At 67.1% G+C, this 20,642-nt stretch carries 17 protein-coding genes, 1 tRNA gene and 1 pseudogene; 9 read left to right on the top strand and 10 right to left on the bottom strand.

What is annotated here, in order from left to right:
- The first annotated feature begins 36 nt into the window (after positions 1-36).
- The 3 genes and pseudogenes from ACP7AG_RS20500 (at position 37) to ACP7AG_RS20490 (ending at position 906) form a co-directional block, all read left to right on the top strand.
- A tRNA-Met gene (locus ACP7AG_RS20500) sits at positions 37-113 on the top strand.
- Positions 114-336: 223 nt separating this feature from the next.
- A pseudogene (locus ACP7AG_RS20495) lies at positions 337-540 on the top strand (cold-shock protein); the annotation flags it as partial.
- 168 nt (positions 541-708) lie between these two features.
- Positions 709-906 carry a cold-shock protein gene (locus ACP7AG_RS20490; RefSeq protein ID WP_026171987.1) on the top strand — a complete coding sequence of 66 codons (198 nt, stop codon included), beginning with the start codon at positions 709-711 and terminating at the stop codon, positions 904-906.
- Positions 907-1,054: 148 nt separating this feature from the next.
- Here ACP7AG_RS20490 and ACP7AG_RS20485 read toward each other — a convergent pair whose 3' ends face one another.
- Entirely contained in the window at positions 1,055-3,355 is a 2,301-nt protein-coding gene (locus ACP7AG_RS20485; RefSeq protein WP_426015231.1) for an NADP-dependent malic enzyme, read from the bottom strand.
- 354 nt (positions 3,356-3,709) lie between these two features.
- On the opposite strand from ACP7AG_RS20485, the gene uraH reads away from it, so the two are divergent.
- The 5 genes from uraH to guaD all read left to right on the top strand — a co-directional run bounded on the left by uraH (position 3,710) and on the right by guaD (position 10,305).
- Complete coding sequence (uraH, locus tag ACP7AG_RS20480) at positions 3,710-4,057, top strand: hydroxyisourate hydrolase (protein WP_426033201.1); 348 nt, start codon at positions 3,710-3,712, stop codon at positions 4,055-4,057.
- Positions 4,054-5,517, top strand: coding sequence for a xanthine dehydrogenase small subunit (gene xdhA, locus ACP7AG_RS20475; RefSeq protein WP_426033200.1), 1,464 nt, complete (start codon positions 4,054-4,056; stop codon positions 5,515-5,517). Before uraH ends, xdhA begins: the two co-directional genes overlap by 4 nt.
- Complete coding sequence (gene xdhB / locus ACP7AG_RS20470) at positions 5,510-7,846, top strand: xanthine dehydrogenase molybdopterin binding subunit (RefSeq protein WP_426033198.1); 2,337 nt, start codon at positions 5,510-5,512, stop codon at positions 7,844-7,846. The genes xdhA and xdhB overlap by 8 nt, the downstream gene beginning before the upstream one ends.
- Before the next feature lie 172 nt (positions 7,847-8,018).
- Entirely contained in the window at positions 8,019-9,032 is a 1,014-nt protein-coding gene (gene xdhC / locus ACP7AG_RS20465) for a xanthine dehydrogenase accessory protein XdhC (protein WP_426033196.1), read from the top strand.
- The gene (gene guaD / locus ACP7AG_RS20460) at positions 9,019-10,305 is read left to right on the top strand and encodes a guanine deaminase (RefSeq protein WP_426015239.1); all 1,287 of its coding nucleotides are present in this window, start codon (positions 9,019-9,021) and stop codon (positions 10,303-10,305) included. The genes xdhC and guaD overlap by 14 nt, the downstream gene beginning before the upstream one ends.
- Before the next feature lie 143 nt (positions 10,306-10,448).
- Here the strand turns inward: guaD and ACP7AG_RS20455 are convergent, their stop codons facing one another.
- From ACP7AG_RS20455 to ACP7AG_RS20435, 5 genes are all read right to left on the bottom strand, one after another.
- The gene (locus tag ACP7AG_RS20455) at positions 10,449-11,405 is read right to left on the bottom strand and encodes a nucleoside hydrolase (RefSeq protein WP_426033194.1); all 957 of its coding nucleotides are present in this window, start codon (positions 11,403-11,405) and stop codon (positions 10,449-10,451) included.
- Positions 11,406-11,542: 137 nt separating this feature from the next.
- Positions 11,543-13,717, bottom strand: a complete 2,175-nt coding sequence (locus tag ACP7AG_RS20450) for a TonB-dependent receptor (protein ID WP_426033192.1) — start codon at positions 13,715-13,717, stop codon at positions 11,543-11,545.
- A 216-nt stretch (positions 13,718-13,933) separates the two neighbouring features.
- Positions 13,934-14,335, bottom strand: coding sequence for an oxalurate catabolism protein HpxZ (gene hpxZ / locus ACP7AG_RS20445; protein ID WP_426033190.1), 402 nt, complete (start codon positions 14,333-14,335; stop codon positions 13,934-13,936).
- A complete protein-coding gene (locus ACP7AG_RS20440; protein ID WP_426033188.1) occupies positions 14,335-15,753 on the bottom strand; it encodes an AtzE family amidohydrolase in 1,419 nt (472 codons plus the stop codon). The genes hpxZ and ACP7AG_RS20440 overlap by 1 nt, the downstream gene beginning before the upstream one ends.
- Positions 15,750-15,968 (bottom strand): AtzG-like protein, encoded by a 219-nt coding sequence (locus tag ACP7AG_RS20435; RefSeq protein WP_426015249.1) that lies wholly within the window; start codon positions 15,966-15,968, stop codon positions 15,750-15,752. The genes ACP7AG_RS20440 and ACP7AG_RS20435 overlap by 4 nt, the downstream gene beginning before the upstream one ends.
- Before the next feature lie 227 nt (positions 15,969-16,195).
- On the opposite strand from ACP7AG_RS20435, the gene ACP7AG_RS20430 reads away from it, so the two are divergent.
- Positions 16,196-17,143 (top strand): acetamidase/formamidase family protein, encoded by a 948-nt coding sequence (locus ACP7AG_RS20430; RefSeq protein WP_426033186.1) that lies wholly within the window; start codon positions 16,196-16,198, stop codon positions 17,141-17,143.
- A 137-nt stretch (positions 17,144-17,280) separates the two neighbouring features.
- Here ACP7AG_RS20430 and ACP7AG_RS20425 read toward each other — a convergent pair whose 3' ends face one another.
- Genes ACP7AG_RS20425 through puuE form a run of 4 tightly spaced genes read right to left on the bottom strand, consistent with a single transcriptional unit; the run spans position 17,281 to position 20,575 of the window.
- A complete protein-coding gene (locus tag ACP7AG_RS20425) occupies positions 17,281-17,961 on the bottom strand; it encodes a TetR/AcrR family transcriptional regulator (RefSeq protein WP_426033184.1) in 681 nt (226 codons plus the stop codon).
- Positions 17,958-19,142, bottom strand: a complete 1,185-nt coding sequence (locus ACP7AG_RS20420) for a urate hydroxylase PuuD (protein WP_426033182.1) — start codon at positions 19,140-19,142, stop codon at positions 17,958-17,960. The genes ACP7AG_RS20425 and ACP7AG_RS20420 overlap by 4 nt, the downstream gene beginning before the upstream one ends.
- The gene (gene uraD / locus ACP7AG_RS20415) at positions 19,143-19,664 is read right to left on the bottom strand and encodes a 2-oxo-4-hydroxy-4-carboxy-5-ureidoimidazoline decarboxylase (protein WP_426033180.1); all 522 of its coding nucleotides are present in this window, start codon (positions 19,662-19,664) and stop codon (positions 19,143-19,145) included.
- Positions 19,661-20,575 (bottom strand): allantoinase PuuE, encoded by a 915-nt coding sequence (puuE, locus tag ACP7AG_RS20410; protein ID WP_426033178.1) that lies wholly within the window; start codon positions 20,573-20,575, stop codon positions 19,661-19,663. Before puuE ends, uraD begins: the two co-directional genes overlap by 4 nt.
- Positions 20,576-20,642 lie beyond the last annotated feature (67 nt).

Raw genomic sequence — 20,642 nt, 5'->3', positions numbered from 1 at the left:
AGTCCATAACCCTACCCAAACGATAATCACCTCTGCCGCGGGGTGGAGCAGCCCGGTAGCTCGTCAGGCTCATAACCTGAAGGTCACAGGTTCAAATCCTGTCCCCGCACCCAAGATCTCTTCAAAACCAAGTTTTGGTTGTGGCTCTTATGCCACCCAAAGTGGCGTTTGGGCCGCAGCGGACCCGTGTCACGCGAAAAGTTATCGCCAAGACCCGCTCGCGCCCGAGATTCTGCTGTCAAACCCCGTAGCGCGTTCCACGGTTTTGCGTCATGAGAGCAGGATGGAAGGACGCGGGTCGGCAACTGGCCCGCCTACGAAGGTTTTGAGGATAAGATGGCGAACGGTGTCGTTAAGTGGTTCAACCCGGCCAAGGGCTTCGGTTTCATCCAGCCGGAAAACGGCGGTGAAGACGTTTTCGTCCATATTGCAGCGGTTGAGCGCTCGGGCCTGGCGGGCCTGAACGAAGGCGACCAGGTCGCCTACGAAATGGAAGAGGATCGCCGTTCGGGCAAGACCTCGGCCGGCAATTTGCGCGTGACGGGCCAGGGCGCGGCGCCTTCGGCCCCGCGTCGTCCCGCGGCGCGCGGCTTTGACAGCCCGCGTGGCGGTTATGACGCGCCCCGCGGCGGCGGCGGTTACGACGCCCCGCGTGGTGGCGGCGTTGGCGGTGGCGGTGGCGGCGCCTCGGGCGAAGCCGGAACCGGTGTGGTGAAGTGGTTCAACAGCACCAAGGGTTTTGGCTTCATCCAGCCCGACAATGGCGGCGGCGACATCTTCGTGCACATTTCCGCCGTTGAACGTGCTGGTCTGCGCGGTCTGAACGAGGGCCAGCAAGTCGGTTACGAACTGGAACAGGATCGCCGCTCGGGCAAGACCTCGGCCGGCAACCTGCGCATCCTCTAAGGGCTCAGATCTCCGCCGGACGCGGAGCGTTTGGACGGTCTTTTGCCCTTGCATTTAGGCCCCGCAGGAACCCCTCCGCCGTCGTTGAGACGGAGGAGGGGTTCCTGCGGGGCCTTTTTTCGCGTCCGGGGCCGGCCGGAGAGGCGGCCTAGACCAACCCCTGCTCACGCTCGGCTGCGGCCTGGTTCACCGCCAGGGCAGTCATGTTGACGATCCCGCGCGCCGTGACGCTGGGCGTCAGCACGTGCAGCGGGCGGCTCATGCCCAGCAGCACGGGGCCGACCAGTAGGCCCTCGGTCGCGGCGCTAAGCAAGGTCAGGGCGATATTGGCGGCGTCCAAGGTCGGCATGATCAGCAGATTGGCCGAACCTTTCAGCTGGCTGTCATGCACGAGGCGATCACGCAGGGCCTGGGACAGGGCGGCGTCGGCGTGCATCTCGCCGTCGACCTCAAGCTCGGGGGCCTGTGCGCGGACGATGGCCAGAGCGTCGCGCATCTTGCGGGCGGTCGGCGAGTTGCTGGCCCCAAAGCTGGAGTGGGACAGCAGGGCCGCCTTCGGCGTCAAGCCAAAGCGGCGAACGGACTCGGCGGCCAGTAGCGTCATCTCGGCCACCTGTTCGGCGGTCGGATCGACATTGACGTGGGTGTCGCAGAAGAACAGCGTGCCGTTGTCGATGATCAGGGCGGATAGCGCATAGATCCGGCCGACCGTCTCGCGCTTGGGAATGATCGGCAGCACATAGGTCATGTGCTGCCACCAGTCGCCGGCCCCACCCACTAGGGCGGCGTCGACATGGCCGGCCTGCAGCAGCATGGAGGCCGAAACCGTCCGGCGGTTGGTCACCCGGCGCTGGGCGGCGAGGGGCGGCACGCCGCGCCGGCTGACCAGACTCTGATAGCGATCGACCAGGGGCGCGAAGAGCTCGGTGTCGGCCGCCGGGTCGAGGATCTCGACCGCACCGTCAAAGTTCATGCGCAGGCCCATCTCGGTGGCCTTGGCGATGATGGTCTCGCGCTTGCCGATCAGCACCGGCTTGGCCAGGCCCTCGTCGAGCACGGTCTGGACGGCGCGCAGCACGCGCTCGTCCTCGCCCTCGGCATAGGCCACGCGCACCGTCTGGCCCTTGGTCGCCTTGCGAGCCCGCTCGAACAGCGGCCGCATCAGTTGGCCGGAGCGATAGACGAACAGCTCCAGCTCCTGCCGATAGGCGTCGAAGTCGGCGATCGGCCGGGTGGCGACGCCGCTGTCCATGGCAGCCCGGGCCACGGCCGGGGCGATCTGCAGGATCAGCCGGGGGTCAAACGGCTTGGGAATGATGTACTGGGCGCCGAACATCGGGGCGACGCCGCCATAGGCGCTGGCCACCACCTCGGAGGCCTCGGCCCGGGCGAGTTCGGCGATGGCCTCGACGGCCGCCACCTTCATGGCCTCGTTGATCTCGCTGGCGCCGACGTCTAGTGCGCCCCGAAAGATGAACGGGAAGCACAGGACGTTGTTGACCTGATTGGGATAGTCGCTGCGGCCGGTGGCTACGATGGCGTCGGGCCGGGCGGCGGCGACCAGCTCAGGCAGGATTTCCGGCTCGGGATTGGCCATGGCCAGGATCAGCGGATTGGGCGCCAGCAGCGGCAGCCATTCGGCCTTGAACACGCGAGGGGCCGACAGGCCCAGGAAGATGTCGGCGCCGGCCAACACTTCAGAGAGGGTGCGGGCGTCGGTCTGGCGGGCATAGCGGGCCATGTTGTCAAGCATGTCGGCGTCGCGGCCGGCATAAACCACGCCCTTGATGTCGGTCAGAGTCACGTTCTCGACCGGCAGGCCCATCGAGACCAGCAGGTCCACGCAGGCCAGGGCGGCGGCGCCGGCTCCCGAGGTGACCAGCTTGACGTCCTTGAGGGTCTTGCCCTGCACGACCAGGGCGTTGCGAACAGCGGCGGCGCAGACGATGGCGGTGCCGTGCTGGTCGTCGTGGAAGACCGGGATGTTCATCCGTTCACGCAGTTTGCGCTCGATGATGAAACATTCGGGGGCCTTGATGTCCTCCAGATTGATGCCGCCGAAGGTGGGCTCCAGGGCGGCGACCACCTCAATGAACTTGTCGGGATCCTCGGCGTCGACCTCGAGGTCGAAGACGTCGATGCCGGCAAACTTCTTGAACAGAACGGCCTTGCCTTCCATCACCGGCTTGCTGGCCAGCGGGCCGATATTGCCCAGGCCCAGCACGGCGGTGCCGTTGGAGATCACGGCTACCAGATTGCCTCGAGCGGTGTAGTCGCGCGCCAGATCGGGATTGGCGGCGATCGCCTCGCAGGGGGCGGCGACGCCGGGCGAATAGGCCAGGCCCAGGTCGCGCTGCGTGGCCATGCGCTTGGTGGCTTCGATGGCCAGTTTCCCGGGCCGTGGCAGACGGTGATAATCCAGGGCTGCTTTACGGAAGTCCTCGTCCATCGGTCGTTCCTCGGTGACTGCGCAGGCAAAGCGGCGCGGATCGTCTTGGCGCGATCCGTCACAGGTCTAGCTACCGGTGTTGGTCCGGTATTTCCAACCTTACAGGGCGTATGCTGGCGTTTTTTGGGCGTCACGACGGATCTGAAGCGATCAACCGTGGCTCAATAAGTAATAAAAGACTTATATAATGCTCAGGCGGCAGGCGTTGAGCGCCGGCGGGCGAGGCGGTTGCGACCGTCGCGTCGATGGCGGACACGGCGGGCTGGACTTGTGGGCGAGGCGGTTTCAGCATCGTTCCGTGTCCCGAAAGTCTAGACTGGCGCACCGAAACGCCGAGCAAGGAACGACGAAAGCATGAGCGGCCTGACCACCCATATCCTCGACACGGCGGCCGGCCGCCCGGCGGCGGGCGTCGTTGTGCGGGTTTCCGCCCATCGCGGCGGCGAGCTCGCGCTTTTGGGCGAAATGCGGACCGACGCCGACGGTCGCGCGCGGCTGGTCGAAGGCGCGGACCTGGTGGCCGGCGGCTATCGGCTAGAATTCTCGGCGGGTGACTATTTCAAGGCCTCGGGCGCGACGGTCAGCGATCCGCCCTTCCTCGACGTGGTGGTCATCGATTTCAACGTCGCCGACCCGGAGCAGCACCACCATGTGCCGCTGCTGGTCTCGCCGTTCGCCTATTCGACCTATCGGGGCAGTTGATGGACGCGGTGCGTTTCCTGCTGAACGGCGAGGTGGTCGAGGCCCGGGGCGTCGATCCCACCCGCACGCTGCTGGAGCACCTGCGCGGCGACCTGCGCCGAACCGGAACCAAGGAAGGCTGCGCCGAGGGCGACTGCGGGTCTTGCACCGTGCTGGTCGGCGAGCTTGACGGGCAGGGTGGGACCGCTTGGCGGGCGGTCAACAGCTGTATCCAGTTCGTGCCGATGCTGGACGGCAAGGCGGTGATCACCGTCGAGGGCCTTTCGGGGCAAAACGGGGCCAAGGACCAGCCGCATCCGGTGCAGGCCGCGATGGTCGAGCATCACGGCTCGCAATGCGGGTTCTGTACGCCGGGCATCGTCATGTCGCTGTATGCCCGCGCCATCGCGGCCCAGGGGGCGGGCGCGCCGATCGAGGAGGTGCTGGCCGGCAATCTATGCCGCTGCACCGGCTATGGCGCTATCCTCGCGGCGGCCGAGGCGATCCCGTCCGAGGCCGCGCCGGACGTCGCCACGGCGCTGGCGCCGTTGCAGCGCACGGCGATGCTGGGTTTGGAACACGACGACGCCATCGCGGGGATCACCCGCCGCTGGTTCGCGCCGCGCTCGCTGGCCGAGTTGGCGGCGACCTACGCCGAGCATCCCCAAGCCGTAATCGTGGCGGGGGCCACCGACATCGGTTTGTGGGTGACCAAGCTGCGCAGGCCCCTGGCCGTTCTGGTCGATATCGGCCAAGTGGCGGAGCTGAAGACCCTGACGCGCGAGGGGAGAAGCCTGCGCATCGGGGCGGGCGTGCGCTATGTCGAGGCGCTGGAGGCGCTCAGCGTGCTCTATCCAGACCTGGGCGCCGTGATGCGGCGGCTGGGTTCGACCCAGGTGCGCAACAGCGGCACGATCGGCGGCAATATCGCCAACGGCTCGCCGATCGGCGACATGCCGCCGGCCCTGATCGCGGCCGGGGCCCAGTTGGTGCTACGCCAGGGCGAGACCCAGCGCACCCTGCCACTGGAAGACTTCTTCATCACTTACGGAAAACAGGACCGGCGGGCCGGCGAGTTCGTCGAGGCGGTGCTCGTGCCGCCGCCGCCGCCGGGCGCGCTGTTCAAGGTGTTCAAGCTGTCCAAGCGCTTCGACCAGGACATCTCGGCGGTGTGCGGGGCATTCAACATAAAGGTCGAGAACGAGATCGTTCTTGGCGCCCGTATCGCCTTTGGTGGCATGGCCGGTACGCCAGGGCGAGCCAGCGCCTGCGAGGCGGCCTTGGTGGGCCAGGCCTGGAACGCCGCGACGATCGACGCCGCCGTCGCCGCCTTGGCCGAGGACTTCACGCCTCTGACCGACGTCCGCGCCTCGGCGGCCTATCGCGCCCTGGCGGCGGGCAACATGCTGCGCAAGGTCTTCATAGAGTCCAACCGGCCCGGCGTAGCTACCCGTGTGCCGCTGGCCGCCACCCATGGCTGACTCCAGCGCCACGGTGATCGAGCCCGTCGTCTTTCAGGGCGTTCAGGCCTCGCTGCCGCACGACAGCGCCCTGCGCCATGTCAGCGGCGCGGCGATCTATGTCGATGACATTCCCGAACCGGCCGGCATGCTCCACGTCCATCTGGGCATGAGCGCCAAGGCCCATGCGCGGATCGTGTCGATGGATCTTGACGGCGTCCGCGCGAGCCCTGGCGTCGTCGTCGTGCTGACCGCCGCCGACATCCCTGGCGAGAACGACGTCAGCCCGGTGATCCACGACGACAAGCTGTTCGCCGACAGCGAGGTGGTCTGCGTCGGCCAGAGCCTGTTCGCCGTGGCCGCCACCTCGATCGCCGCAGCCCGCGCCGCCTCCGCCAAGGCCGTGGTGGTCTATGAGGATTTGCCGGCCGCCATCACCATCGCCCAGGCCCGCGACCTCGATCTGAAGATCGAGAAATCCCAACGCATGGCGCGCGGCGACGCTGCCGCCGCCTTGGCCACATCCCCCCGGCGTCTGCAAGGCAAGTTCGCGATCGGCGGCCAGGATCACTTCTACCTCGAGGGCCAGGTCGCCTTAGCCACGCCGGGCGAGGCCGGCGACGTCCATGTCTGGTCGTCCACCCAGCATCCCAGTGAGGTGCAGCACCTGGTCGCCCGCGTGCTCGACGTGCCCCACACCTCGGTGACCATCGAGGTTCGCCGGATGGGTGGCGGGTTCGGCGGCAAGGAGACCCAGGCCTCGCTGTTCGCGGCTGCGGCCGCCCTGGTGGCGGTCAAGACCGGTCGCGCCGCCAAGGCCCGCCCCGACCGCGACGAGGACATGGTCATGACCGGCAAGCGGCATGACTTCGAGATCGCCTATGACGTCGGCTTCGACGACGAAGGGCGGCTGACGGGCTTGTCGCTTGAACTGGCGTCGCGCTGCGGTTCGACCACCGATCTGTCGATGGCCATCAACGACCGGGCGATGTTCCACGCCGACAACTGCTACTTCCTGCCGGCCGTCGAGATCGTCTCGCATCGCTTCAAGACCCACACGGTGTCAAATACCGCCTTTCGGGGGTTCGGCGGTCCGCAGGGCATGGCGGCGATCGAGCGGGTGATGGACGCCGTCGCCCAGGCCACGGGGTGGGACCCGTTGCTGGTGCGCCAGCGCAATCTCTATGGCGAGGGGCGCGATCTGACGCCCTATCATCAGGTGGTAGAGGACAATGTCGCACCGCAACTGCTCTCCGAGCTGGCGAGGTCCTGCGACTACGAGGCCCGCCAGGCCGCGATCGAGGTGTTCAACGCGGCGAACTCGGTGCTGAAGAAGGGGCTGGCCCTGACGCCGGTGAAGTTCGGCATCTCATTCACCACCACCCACCTGAACCAGGCCGGGGCGCTGATCCACCTCTATGCCGACGGCTCGATCCTGCTGAATCACGGCGGCACGGAGATGGGGCAGGGCCTGTTCGTCAAGGTGGCCCAGATCGTGGCGGAGGCCTTCAAGGTCGATATCGGCCGCGTGAAGGTGACTTCGACCGTCACCGACAAGGTGCCCAACACCTCGGCCACCGCCGCCTCTTCGGGCACGGACCTCAACGGCATGGCGGCGCTCAATGCGGCCAACACGATCAAGGCGCGCCTGGTTGAGTTCGCCGCCGTGAAGTGGGGCTGCGACGAAACCGAGGTCGTGTTCACGCCCGTGGGCCTGCGGGCCGGCGCCGAGCTGATCCCGTTCGACGTACTTTGCCGCCAGGCGCATCTGGGCCGGGTGTCGCTGTCGGCCACCGGCTTCTACGCCACGCCGAAGATCCACTATGACCGCGCCACCCACACCGGCCGGCCGTTCTATTATTTCGCCTATGGCGCAGCCTGCAGCGAGGTGCTGATCGACACCCTGACCGGCGAGATGAAGGTCACCCGCGCCGACATCCTGCACGACGCCGGCCGCTCGCTGAACCCGGCCATCGACCTGGGCCAGATCGAGGGCGGCTTCATCCAGGGCATGGGCTGGCTGACGACCGAGGAACTGGTGTTCTCGGACGACGGCCGCCTGCTGACCCATGCGCCGTCGACCTACAAGATCCCGACCTGCGGCGATCGCCCTGCGGTGCTGAACGTGGCGCTGTGGGAGGCGGGTCGCAATGTCGAGGAGACGGTGCACCGCTCCAAGGCCGTCGGCGAGCCGCCGTTGATGCTGGCCCTTTCGGTGCTGAGCGCGGTGAGCCGGGCGGTGGCGAGCGTGGCGGATCACAAGGTGTTCCCCGACTTGGACGCGCCCGCCACGCCAGAGCGGATCCTGATGGCGGTCGAGGATGTGAAGCGGCGGGCCGCGTCATGCTGACCCTCTCCCGGAGGGACAGGGAGGGGCCCGCGCTCGAAGAGCGTGGGAGTGTGAGGGGTTACACCCTCACCGATTTCACACCCGCGCCCTGCCGGCACGCCGTCAGACGTCGTAACCCGTCACCCTCCCACGCTTCGCGCGGACCCCTCCCTCTCCCTTTGGGAGAGGGTCAATGAGCAATTGGGCTCGCCAATCCCTCGCCCGCCTCGACCTCGGCGAGCCCGTCGCCCTGGTCACCATCCTGGCCACCGAGGGCTCGGCGCCGCGCGACGCCGGGACCAAGATGGTGGTCTGGGCGGGCGGCCAGGCCGGCACCATCGGCGGCGGCAATCTGGAGCACCAGGTCGCCGACCAGGCGCGACGGATGCTGCTGAGCCCGGTGCACTTCGCCTTACAGGATTACCCCCTTGGTCCGCTTCTGGCCCAGTGCTGCGGCGGCCGCGTGCGCCTGCTGATCGAGCGTCTCGACAACACCGCCGTCGACTGGCTGACCGACGCGGCGCGCCGGCTGGACGCCGACCAGCCCTTTGAGGTTCGCACCCGCTTCAACTCCGGCGCCCTCGCCAAGACCGTCGCGCCCGTCACCGCCTCGAGCCGCGTAGGCGCGGCGATCACCCTGGCGGGCCAGCCGGCGACGGCGCGAGGCGCGCGGCCGACCCTGGGTGACGTGCTGGTCGAGCCTCAGGACCTGCCGCGCCCCCCGGTGTTGCTGTTTGGCGCCGGCCATGTCGGCCAAGCGGTCGCCCGGGCCCTGGAGCCGCTGCCATTCCGCCTGTCCTGGTACGACACCCGCCCCGAGACGGCCGGCATCTCCGGCGTGACGGTCGGGACGGTGGCCCAGCTGGCCGCCGCCACCCTGGGCGCGGGCCGCGACGGCTACATCCTGATCATGACCCACGACCACAGTCTGGACTACGCCTTGACCTTGGCCGCCCTGGCCGGTGGGGCGTTCGGCTATCTGGGCCTGATCGGCTCGGACACCAAGCGGGCCCGGTTCCTCAGCCGGCTGCGCAAGGACGGTTTTGACGACGCGTCGGTGGCCCGCATGACCTGCCCGATCGGCCTGCCGCATCTGAAGAACAAGGCGCCCGAAGTCATCGCCGTCTCGGTGGTCGCCGATCTGCTGATGCGGCTCGAGGCCGCCCGCCGCGAACGCACAAGGGATATGCAGCTTGCAAGCCTATAGGGCGTCGATCTTCCAGCTGGAAGACGACCCGACCACCACGGACGGAGAGGCGCACGCCTTCCACGAGGACGGCCTGCTGCTGGTCGAGGACGGCCGCGTGGTGGCCTGCGGCGACTACGCCAAGCTGGCCGACGAGCTGGGCGACACGCCGGTTGAAGACTTGACCGGCAAGCTGATCGTCCCAGGCTTCGTCGACACCCATATCCATTTCCCGCAGGTCGACGTGATCGCCGCCCATGGCGAGCAACTGCTTGACTGGCTGGAACGCCACACCTTCCCCGCCGAGGCCGCCTTCGCCGATCCCGTCCATGCCGAGGAGACCGCCGAGTTCTTCCTCGAGGAACTGCTGCGCAACGGCACGACCAGCGCCCTGGTCTTTGGCTCGGTGCACAAGGGCTCGGTCGAGGCGCTGTTCGCCGCGGCCCTGAAGCGCGGCATGCGGATCATCGCCGGCAAGGCGCTGATGGACCGCAATGCCCCGCCCGGCCTGACCGACACGGTCGAGAGCAGCCGGCGCGACATGCAGGACCTGATCGCCAATTGGCATGGCAAGGGCCGGCTGGGCTACGCCGTGACCCCGCGCTTCGCCATCAGCTGCAGTGATGCGCAACTGGCCATGGCCGGCCAAGTACTGGCCGAGCACCCGACGGTCTGGATGCAGACCCATCTGTCGGAAAATATCCGCGAGATCGTCGATACCGCGAAACTCTTCCCCGAGGCCAAGGACTATCTCGACGTCTACGACCGCTTCGGCCTGATCGGCGGACGCTCGGTCTTCGCCCACTGCGTCCATCTGCAGGGCGAGGCGTTTCAGCGGCTGGCGGCCGCAGGGTCGTCGGTGGCCTTCTGCCCGACCTCCAACCTGTTCCTGGGCTCGGGCCTGTTTCCCCTGGCCACCGCCTGCGCCCATGGGGTGAAGGTCGGGATCGGAACAGACGTGGGGGCGGGCACGACCTTCTCGATCCTCCGCACCCTGGGCGAGGCCTACAAGGTGGGCCAGCTGCGCGGCGAGGCGTTGGACCCGTTCCACGCCTTGTACCTGGCGACCCTGGGCGGCGCGCGGGCCCTGGGGCTGGAGAGCGAGATCGGCAGCCTGGAGCCCGGCAAGATGGCTGACTTCCTGGTGCTGGACCTGGCGGCGACGCCGCTGCTGGCGCGGCGGATGCCGGCGGCGAAGTCGCTGGAGGAAAGGTTGTTCGCGCTGACGGTGCTGGGGGACGATAGGGTTGTGGAGCGGACCTATGTGGCGGGGGTGGAGCGGCATCGGCGCTAATTCCTCCCCCTGTGGGGGAGGTGTCGGCGCAGCCGACGGAGGGGGGCGTGATAGGCCGCCAAACCTGTGATCAACAGCCCTAAAACTCCCCCCACCGATCGCTGCGCGATCGCCTGCCCCACAGGGGGAGGCTTGGGTGAGCGTCAGGCCCTCATCGTTTCCGCATACAACCTCAGCAGCCCTTCGGCCCTCACTCCCACCGTGATCGCCTGGATCGGCTGGTCGTCCCAAGCCGACGGCCCAAACAGCTCCCCCTCCACCTTCTGCAAGGTCTGCCCCAGCGCGATCCCGTCGGTGATCACCCGGATAGACCCGCGGCGAACCTCGAACATCGACGGATCGATCACGAACGCCACTGCGGCGGCGTCATGCACGCAGCACCCGATGATCCCGTCGCGGCCGCCATAGAACGCCGCATAGGGCTTTGAAATGGCGTGGAGGAACGCGCCTGCCGGACCGGCGGACGCTTCCAGACCCTCCATGAAGCTGGGGGTCATCACCACCTGGCTGGTGACGTCCAGGCTGACGGCGGTGACGAACCAAGGGGCGGTGAACACCAGGTCGGCCGCCTCGGGATCGTTCCAGATATTGGCCTCGGCCACCGGCGTGACATTGCCCGGCTTGCCGGCCACGGCGAAGGCGCCGCCCATGATCACCACGGCCTTCAGCAAGGTCGGGACCTCCGGGTCGGCCCGCAGGGCCAGGGCGAGATTGGTCAGCGGACCGACCGCGACCAGCGTGATCTGGCCGGGATGCTCGCGGGCCAGGTCGATGATCGCCTGATAGGCCGGCTTGGCCTCGGGCTCGGCAGGAACCAGGCCCGTCAACTCCACGTCGCCCAAGCCGTTCTCGCCGTGCACGAAGGTGGGCGAGGGATTGCGCGGCCGGATCAGCGGCTTGTCCGCGCCCTTGTAGACCGGCGCCTTCAAGCCGAAGCGGTCCTTCAGATACAGCGCGTTGCGGGTGGTGGTGTCGATGTCGGCGTTGCCGAACACCGTGGTCACCGCCAGCAGGTCGAGCGCCGGGCTGGCCTCGATGAATAGCAGGGCCATGGCGTCGTCGATGCCGGGATCGGTGTCGAAGATAATCTTGGTCTTCATTCGAAGGACTTAACTCATCGCGGGACAAGGGGGAGACCCCTCAAACGAACCATGCTCCCGGCGCGAACCGGGAGCATGGCGGACGATGGCAATCCTTCGTATGCCGCCCGGCGCTGAGCCGAGCGGCGGTCTTCAGATTACCGCTTGGCGCTGATCGAGATGCCGACGATCCGAGGCTCGCTGACGAAACCGGTCAGGTTGTTGAAGTCGATGCCGCCGCGGAGGTTCGCCTCGTTGGTGATGTTGCGGGCGAAGGCGGCGATCTCGTAGCTGCCGTCGGCCTTGGCGTAGCCGAGCTTCAGGCCGCCTTCGAAGGCGCCCTTCGAGTTGAACTCCTTGCTCTCATACAGGAACAGGTTGGTGTAGCCCTGCTTGAACCAGTCGGTGTAGGCGAACAGTTCGCCGTCGCCGATCGGATAGCTGTAGCGGGCCGTGAAGTTCAGCACGTATTCCGGGGCGTTCGGGAACGGGTTGCCATCGACCTTGGCGCCGCCCGTCACCAGAGGATCGGTCACGCTGCACTGGGCGCAGGTGGCGACGATGAGGTTCTTGTCGACGATCTTGGTGTGGTTGTAGCTGTAGCCAGCGGTGACCAGCAGGTTCTCGGTGACCGCGAACTCGCCGTCGAATTCGACCCCGTAGGCCTTACCCTTGTTGGCGTTGATCAGGCGGTTTGAGTTCGAGCCGCCGCCCACCGCGCTGAATTGCGGATCGTTGATCGTGTAGTTGAACACGGCGCCGTTGAAACGAAGGCGGCGATCCATCAGTTCGCTCTTGAAGCCCGCTTCATACGACTGGATGGTCTCCGATTGCGCCACCGACGAGCCGCTGCCGAAGGCGATGTCCCGGCCCTGGATCGACGGGCCGCGGAAGCCGCGGGCGACGCGCGCATAGAGGCTGACGTCGTCCTGCAGGGCATAGAACGCCGACAGGTCCCAGCTGACCTTCTCGTCCGAGACCGAGACCGGTGCTGGCTTGCCGAACGGCGTGAAGATCACCGCCATGTCCTTGTCGTCGCTGGTGTAGCGCAGGCCGCCAGTGACCTTCAGGGCGTCGGATACCTGATAGGTGCCTTGACCGAACACCGCCCAGGACGTGTTCTTGTGTTCCAGGGTCGAGGGCGGGACGAAGCCCGGGTCGCTGGTAACCAGGAACTTGGACTTGAAGTAGTAACCCCCAACCTGCCAGGTCATCGGGCCGTCATTGTCGGAGGCCAGGCGGATTTCCTGGGTGTACTGGTCCAGGTCGTCGATGCTGTCTTGCGAGGCGGAGTCGAACGGGATGAAGCCCGGACCGACGCCGGCCACGCCGCCGTCGATGTCGCCGCGGCTTCGGCCGTTGGTGGTCTCGTAGGCGCTGATCGACGTCAGGGTGAGGCCGCCCAGATCGTAGTCGATCTTCAAGGACTCGCCGTTGCCGTCGTACTTCTGCGGATTGTTGTCGCCGCCGTTGTAGAAGACCTTGTCGCGGTCGAAGTTGCCGTTGAGCTTGTTGCTGCCCTTGGTCAGGATGTTGGCGCGGAAGATCGCGGCCGTGCCGTCCAGCGAGCGGTTGTGGGCGTTCAGCAGGACGCTGAGGTTCTCGGTCGGGGTCCACAGCAGTTGGCCGCGGATGGCGTATTCGTCATAGCCGCCCAAGACGTTGTCGATGTGGGTGAAGGTGTTGTCGATATAGTCGTCTCGGTGCTGGCCCAGCACCGAGATGCGGCCGGCCAGCTTGCCTTCGACCAGCGGGCCGCCGACGCCGCCTTCAGCGGTCCACGAGCCGTACGAACCGTAGGTGACGGCGCCGTTGGCCTTGAAGGTCTGGCTCGGCTTGACGCTGTCGAACTTGACGATCCCGGCGGTGGTGTTGCGGCCAAACAGCGTGCCTTGCGGGCCGCGCAGCACTTCAACCTGATCGACGTCGAAAATCGGCGTGCTCTTCAGCACGACGTTTTCCATGACCACGTCGTCCATGATCACCGAAACCGGCTGCGAGGCGGCCAGATCGAAGTCGGCGTTGCCGAGGCCTCGAATGTAGAAGCGCGGCGCGGCGCGGCCGTTCGAGGATTCGATGTAGAGGCCGGGCACGCGGCTCGACAGCGCCAGCACGTCCTCGCCGGCGGCGAACACGGCGGCGAGCTTCTCGCCCGAGACAGCCGCAACCGAGACCGGCACGTCCTGGATGTTTTCCGAACGCTTCTGGGCGGTGACGATCACGTCGCTCAGAGCGGTGGGCGCTTCCTGGGCGAAGGCGGGGGCGGCGAGGCCGGCGGCGACGACCAGGGCGGCTATGGCGCCGCTGCGGCGCAGATGGTGACGAGCGGTCATGTGAAGATCCCCTTCATGCGCCGCAGGGCCGACGCTTGAGGGGTGCAATGCACAATGGCGGAGACGAATCCAAAGCTTAGATGACGCAAAAGCCGCGGATTGATGAAGTTTTGCCACCAGATGTCACTATTTGACCACGGGGCGACAAGGGCGCCCAAAAGCAGATCACAAGTCAGAGCTTTATTACTTATCGTCATGGGGCGGACGATCTGGCGCTTACGGGGAAAGGCGTTGATCAACGCCTTCCTGCAGAAGCGACACGTGGGCCGAGACAATTTTCCAACCGTTTTCGGTGCGAATCCAGGTCTGGCTCTGTCGGCCGGGGTGTTTCGCCCCCTCGCGAAGGAATTCGACGTTGGCGATTGCGAAATCTCGCCCAAACGTGGTGGTTTCGGTCCGCAGGCGCGACCGCTGCGGCGAACCGCCGGACCGACCGATTCGGAAGGCCGCGATCTGCGCGAAGCCATAGAGGTTCTCGGCCACGCCATAGCGAACCGTCTCGGGTGCGTCGCGGAAGAAGCCGTCCAGCGCCTCGACGTCGTTGGTCATCAGCGCGACCTCATAGGCGTCGACGGCGGCGGTGACCTCGGCCAGCACGGGCGGGTCGTTGATGATCATCAGAAGCCTCCCCAAACCGAGCCTGGCGGCCGGTGGGCGGCGACGACGCCGGCCTGCTCCAGGCGCAAAGCCGCCGCCAGGGCCAGGTCCTCGCGCCAGGCCGGGGCGATGATCTGCACGCCGATCGGCAGCTTGCCGGGGCGATTGAGCGGCACGGTCACCACGGGCAGGCCGATATAGCTGATCGGCTGGGTATAGGCGCCGAGGTTCTTGCGGACGGAAACCTGTTGGCCGTCCATCTCCATGGTCGTCTGGCCGACGCCAGGCGCGGGACAGACCGAGGCCGGGGCGAGCAGGATGTCGAAGTCCTCGAACACCTTGGCGACCGCGTCGCGGAAGATCGGGCGATAGCGGCGGGCGGCCTCGGCCACGCCGTCCGGCAGCAGGGCGCCGGCCAGCAGGCGGTCGCGGACGGCGGGGTCGTAGTCCATCGGCCGGATCTTCAGGTCGTCCAGATGCAGATGGCTGGCCTCGGCAGGGGTCAGGCAGAAGGCGGCGGCGCGGGCGATCTCGGCGCCGGGCAGTTCGACGCCGCGCCTTGCTTGCAGGGCGTCGGCGACGATCTCCAGCGCTTCCAGCACCTCGGGAAAGGCCCCCTGGGCGAACCAGCCGCCCAGCACGCCGACGCGCAGAGGACCGTCGGCGCCTTCTTGCAAGCGGGGAGCTTGCAGGCGAGGGGCGGCTGGTTCGGCGGGCCGACGGCAGAGCGGGTCGAGAGGATCGGGGCCCTGCATCAGGTCGTAGGCTAGGGCCAGATCCTCCACCGACCGCGCGAACGGTCCGATGTGGTCGAGGCTCTCGACAAAGGGAAAGGCACCCTGGCGCGACAGGCGGCCCAACGTAGGCTTGAGACCAAACACCCCGCACAGGCTGGCGGGGATGCGGATCGAACCGTTGGTGTCCGAGCCCAGGCTGAGGGGCACGAGGCCTCCGGCCACCGCAGCGGCCGACCCGCCCGACGAGCCGCCGGCGATGCGGGTCAGGTCGTGCGGGTTGCGGGTTGGCCCGTCATGGGCGTTCTCGGTGACGAAGCCATAGGCGAACTCGTCCATGTTCAGCGCCCCGACCAGCACCGCCCCGGCGGCCGTGAGGCGTCGGATGGCCGTGGCGTCGCGGGTGGCGGGCGCGGCCTCGCGGCGGATCTTCGAGCCGACGATCGTGGTCACACCTTCGACGTCGAACAGGTTCTTCACCGCAAACGGCACGCCGGCCAGCGGACCGACGGGGCGTCCGGCGGCAAGGTCGGCGTCGAGGGCGTCAGCCTGGGCCAGGGCGCGGCTTTCGAACACGGCGGTGAAGGCGTTGAGGTCGCTGTTGCGCGCGGCGATCGCGGCGAATGCGGCCTCGGTTTCCGCCCGGGCGGTGGTCGTCCCGCTCCGCACGTCGGCGGCGATGGTGGTGGCGGAGCGGAAGCTCATGGCTCGAAGGCCTTGGCGGCGCCAGGCGCATCGACAGGCAGCGCGGCGATGAAGGTCTCGGCCTGACGCCGCAGCAGGGTCAGGTTGTCGATCACCCCGGCGCGCGCGGCGGGCGGCAGCGGTAGGCCCAGCGCCTCGGCGCGGGCGTCGGCATAGGCCGCGACCGCATCGTCGGAAAGGTCGAGAAACGTTGCGAGCGCCGGATCGGCCGCCATGTCGGGCGAGCTCCACAAGTAAGAAATTTCTTCATAACCGGGATATTCGGCCACCGCTAGAGCGCGCGGGCCCGGGATAGGGAGGAGCCCAGCGGCGGGTCAGGTCGGTCGTCCTGGCGCCCGCGTGTTGGGCGCCAGGCGCCGGGATAGGCTTGGGCGACGGTCGCGGCTAGGGTCGGTTCGCTGGGCAGGGGTCCTCTGCCGGCTTGTAGTAGAAGGCTTATCGCATGCGCCATCACCTGGCTTCGTCCCCCGAGACCGTCCGGTTCGGGATCTTCGACGCCGCCTCCGATCCGGTTCTGACCGTCGATTCAGGCGACACGGTGACGTTCGAGTGTGTGTCGGGCGGCCCCGAGGTGATGCCACCGGCCGAGCTGGGGCTATCGATCCCCGCCACCCTGCAGGCCATCCACGACGCCAAGCTGGAGCGCCTGGGGCCGCACATCTTGACCGGTCCGGTGGCGATCCGGGGGGCGGAGCCCGGCGACACGCTGGAGGTGCGGATCGACGCGATCGAACCCAACAATAGCTGGGGTTACTGCGCCGTACGCCCGTTGGCGGGGACCTTGCCGGAGGATTTCCCTGACCGCTATGTCAGTTACATCGCCGTCGACGGCGCGGCCGGGACCTGCAAGCCCAGCTGGGGCCCGACATTGCCGCTGAGGCCGTTCTTCGGCACGGCCGGCGTCGCCCCGCCACCCAGCTATGGCCGGATCTCCAGCCGCGAGCCGCGCGCCCACGGCGGCAACATGGACTGCAAGGAGCTGACGGCCGGCGCGACCCTGTTCCTACCGGTCTGGGTCGCCGGCGCCAACTTCTCGGTCGGCGACGGTCATGGCCGCCAGGGCGACGGCGAGGTCTGCGTCAACGCGCTGGAGATGGGGCTGACGGGGACCTTCACCTTCTTGCTGCACAAAGCTGGCGAGGTGGGCGTGGCGACGTGGCCGAGGGCGGAGACGCCGACCCATTTCATCACCCTGGGCTTTAACGAGGACCTGGATCTGGCGATGAAACAGGCCTTGCGGGGGATGATCGACTTCATCGTGTCACGGTCGGCGTTGACCCGGGTTCAGGCCTATCAGTTCTGCTCGCTGGCCGTGGACTTTCGCGTGACCCAGTCGGTCAACGGTGAGAAGGGCGTGCATGGAATGTTGGAGAAGGGCGTGTTGTTCTGAAGTCCTCCCCCTGTGGGGCAGGTGTCGGCGAAGCCGACGGAGGGGGGAGTGTTCGGAAGGTGGCTTCAGCGACGATCGCCGACCCTAAAACGCCCCCCACCGATCGCTGCGCGATCGCCTCCCCACGGGGGGAGGACTTATTTCCCCTTCGTCAGGTACCCTTCCAGCAAACCCAGCGCATGGACCAGCCGCTCGCGTCGCCACTCGGCCTTGCTCATGTCGGTGTCCAAGGTCACCGACAGAGAATAGCCGTTCGCCAGGTGGAAGCGGCTCATCGCCGCGATGGTCACATAGATCTGCACCCAGTCGAGGCCCTCCCGAAATACGCCCTGCTTTTGGCCGCTGTCGATCAAGCGCTCGATGGTCCGGCGCAAAGGGAAGGCCGTCTCGGTGACCTTGCGCGATTGCGAGACGAACTTGCCCTGCATCAGGTTTTCGTTGCGCAGCAGGCCGTCGATGCGCGGGTTCTTCTCGAAATAGTCGAAGGTGAAGCGCTGCAGGGCGAAGACGCCCTCCAGCGGCTGGTCGAAGTCGATCTTCAGCTCGGACTCGCGGCCCCGCAGATCCTCGTAAGCGGCCTCCAGCACCGCCAGGTACAGGCCCTTCTTGTCGCCGAAATAGTGATAGAGCATGCGGATATTGCACTTGGCGGCCTTGACGATCCGCTCGATGCGCGCGCCGGCATAGCCCGCCGCCGCGAACTCCTTGAGGGCCGCCGTCAGGATCGCCTTGCGGGTTCGTTGGGCGTTGCGCCTGCGCGGCGCCGGCGCGGCGTCGTCCGTCACGGAGGCGGAGGGCGTCTCTACCCGGGTCGTCACTGCGTTTTGGCCCCCGCCTTGATCCAGGCGCCCAGCTGGGCGCGTTCCTCATCGGTGATGTGAGTCTCGTCGCCAAGCGGCATGCTCTTGCTGTCGACCGCCATCTGCTGGATGCGCGGTGCGTAGCGCGCCATGCCGGCCGGCGTATCGAAAGCCGCGCCATTTGGCGGCGCGGTGAAGCCCCGGTGGGTCGGGACGGCGGCGTGACAGGTCACGCAGTGCTTCTCGACGATGGCCTGGGCGACGGGGAACGGCACGTCCGACATCATCGCGGTGGCCTTGGGCCTGACGCTAGCGATCAGGCTGACGCCGAAGATCAGCATGGCCCCGAGGAACAGGTAGTCGGGCTTGATGATCCCGTGATGGCGCAGGACGAAGAAGTAGCGGATCGACGCGCCGCCAGCGCTGATCAGCGCCAGCAACAGCCAGGCCAGGTGGTGGCCCGTCACGGCTGAATAGTGGTTGCTGATCATGATGAAGATGACCGGCAGGGTCATGTGGGTGTTGTGCATCGAGCGCTGCTTGCCCATCGCCCCCAGGCGCGGATCGACGGGCCGTCCGGCCAGCATGTCGGCGACGATCTTGCGCTGGTTGGGAATGATGATCAGGAAGACGTTGCCGACCATGCAGGTGCCGATGATCGCGCCGACGTGGATGAAGGCGCCGCGATCGCTGAACAGGTGGGTCAGGGCGTAGGCCGCGCCGGTCAGGGCCAGGAACCAGACCACGCCGAACGTCCGGGGCCGCTGGCCCAGCGGTGAGCGGCACAGCACCTCGTAGACCAAGAGCCCGCCGAAGATGAAGGCCAGGCCCGTGGCGATCGCGCCGGCCTGGCTGAAGGCGTGCTTGCTGGCGTCGATCAGATAGACCGGCGCGCCAACGTAATAGAGCACGATCAGCAGGGCGAAGCCGCTGAGCCAGGTGGTGTAGGCCTCCCATTTGAACCAGTGCAGGTGGCCTGGCATATGGTCTGGGGCCGTCATGTACTTCTGCGAGTGATAGAAGCCGCCGCCATGCACGGCCCACAGCTCGCCTTTCACGCCCTCCATTTCAGGCACGGGCGGGCGCAGGTTGTTGTCCAGCCAGACGAAGTAGAACGAGGCCCCGATCCAGGCGACGCCGGCGATCACGTGCAGCCAGCGCAGCGACAGGTTCAGCCAGGTGGCGACGTCGTAGTCCATCTAGCCCGTCACCGCGTCTTGCAGCCGAAGCTTCGAGATCAGGCCGATCTGGGCGATGGCCTCGGCGATCTCAGCGGCCTTGTCGTTGTGAAGTCGCGCCTGCATGGCGGCCAGGATCGAGGTCTTGTCGTTCAGCCGCACGGCGATGATGAACGGAAAGCCGAAGCGCTCGCCATAGGCGGCGTTGAGGGCGTGGAAGCGCTCGAACTCCTCCGGCGTCAGGCGGTCGAGCCCGGCGCCGGCCTGCTCTACCAGGCTCTCGGCGGTCAGGGTCTTGGCGATCGCCGCCTTGCCGGCCAGTTCGGGGTGGGCGCGGATCAGGGCCAGACGCTCGGCCTCGGGCGCGGCCTCCAGCACGGCCATCGTGGCGGCGTGCAAGGCCTCGATGCTGGTGAATGGCGCGGCGTCATAGGCCCGCTGCACCACCCACGGCGACAGCTCGAAGGCGAAGCCCAGGGTCGTGGCGAAACCGGTGCGGTTCATCCGGTTCAGATCGGCCAGGGTCAGGGGCGGGGCGCTCATACGGTCTTGCCCTTGTAGGGATGCGTCTTGATCCAATGGTTGGCGATCTCGATGCGACGGGCCACCCAGACCCTCTCGTGCTGGGCCACGTGCTCGAGGAACCGGCGCAGGGCCATGATCCGGCCGGGCTTGCCGACGATGCGGCAGTGCAGGCCGATGCTCATCATTTTCGGGGCCGTCTCGCCCTCCAGATAGAGGGCGTCGAAGCTGTCGCGCAGATAGGCGAAGAACTGGTCGCCGCTGTTGAAGCCCTGGGGGGCGGCGAAGCGCATGTCGTTGGCGTCCAGCGTATAGGGCACGATGAGCTGCGGCTTGCCGTGCTGGTCGTCCCAATAGGGCAGGTCGTCGGCGTAGGAGTCGGCGTCATAGCTAAAACCTCCTTCTTCAACGATCAGCCGGGCGGTGTTGGGGCTGGTGCGGCCCTGGTACCAGCCCAGCGGGCGTTCCCCCGTCAGCCTTTTGTGAATCTCGATGGCTTTGGCGATGTGCTCGCGTTCCAGGTCCTCGGGAAAGTGCTGGTAGTCGATCCAGCGATAGCCGTGGCTGGCGATCTCCCAGCCATAGTTCTGCATCGCCGCCACCACGTTGGGATTGCGCTCCAGGGCCTGGGCCACGGCGAAGACGGTGATCGGGAACCCGAACTCCTCGAACAATCGCCGAACACGCCAGAAGCCGGCGCGCGAGCCATATTCGTAGAGGCTTTCCATCGACATGTGCCGCATGTCGGGGATCGGCTGGGCGCCGACCATCTCCGACAGGAAGTGCTCGGCCTGGGGGTCGCCATGCAGGATCGAGCCCTCGGCGCCTTCCTCGTAGTTGAGGACGAACTGCACGGCGATCCGGGCGCCGCCCGGCCAGGCGGCGTGCGGCGGGGTCTCGCCGTAGCCGATTAGGTCGCGAGGGTAGGTCATGCCACTCCCCCCACCGGCCCTTCGGGCCGCCTCCCCCATGGGGGGAGGACCTTCTCAAGTGCTCCCC

Origin of the sequence: Caulobacter sp. DWP3-1-3b2, assembly GCF_049896325.1 — a bacterium.
In the GTDB taxonomy this organism is placed as follows: domain Bacteria; phylum Pseudomonadota; class Alphaproteobacteria; order Caulobacterales; family Caulobacteraceae; genus Caulobacter.
This window is presented reverse-complemented; position numbering and strand designations above follow the sequence as displayed.

Coding starts and splice junctions, on each gene's coding strand:
- ACP7AG_RS20420 (WP_426033182.1), bottom strand. CDS start 19,142: ATGGACTACGACGTCGCCACCTGGCTGAACCTGTCGCTGCGCTGGCTG.
- ACP7AG_RS20435 (WP_426015249.1), bottom strand. CDS start 15,968: ATGGCGGCCGATCCGGCGCTCGCAACGTTTCTCGACCTTTCCGACGAT.
- ACP7AG_RS20440 (WP_426033188.1), bottom strand. CDS start 15,753: ATGAGCTTCCGCTCCGCCACCACCATCGCCGCCGACGTGCGGAGCGGG.
- ACP7AG_RS20430 (WP_426033186.1), top strand. CDS start 16,196: ATGCGCCATCACCTGGCTTCGTCCCCCGAGACCGTCCGGTTCGGGATC.
- puuE (WP_426033178.1), bottom strand. CDS start 20,575: ATGACCTACCCTCGCGACCTAATCGGCTACGGCGAGACCCCGCCGCAC.
- ACP7AG_RS20455 (WP_426033194.1), bottom strand. CDS start 11,405: ATGAAGACCAAGATTATCTTCGACACCGATCCCGGCATCGACGACGCC.
- ACP7AG_RS20485 (WP_426015231.1), bottom strand. CDS start 3,355: ATGGACGAGGACTTCCGTAAAGCAGCCCTGGATTATCACCGTCTGCCA.
- ACP7AG_RS20450 (WP_426033192.1), bottom strand. CDS start 13,717: ATGACCGCTCGTCACCATCTGCGCCGCAGCGGCGCCATAGCCGCCCTG.
- xdhC (WP_426033196.1), top strand. CDS start 8,019: ATGAGCAATTGGGCTCGCCAATCCCTCGCCCGCCTCGACCTCGGCGAG.
- xdhB (WP_426033198.1), top strand. CDS start 5,510: ATGGCTGACTCCAGCGCCACGGTGATCGAGCCCGTCGTCTTTCAGGGC.
- uraD (WP_426033180.1), bottom strand. CDS start 19,664: ATGAGCGCCCCGCCCCTGACCCTGGCCGATCTGAACCGGATGAACCGC.
- uraH (WP_426033201.1), top strand. CDS start 3,710: ATGAGCGGCCTGACCACCCATATCCTCGACACGGCGGCCGGCCGCCCG.
- hpxZ (WP_426033190.1), bottom strand. CDS start 14,335: ATGATCATCAACGACCCGCCCGTGCTGGCCGAGGTCACCGCCGCCGTC.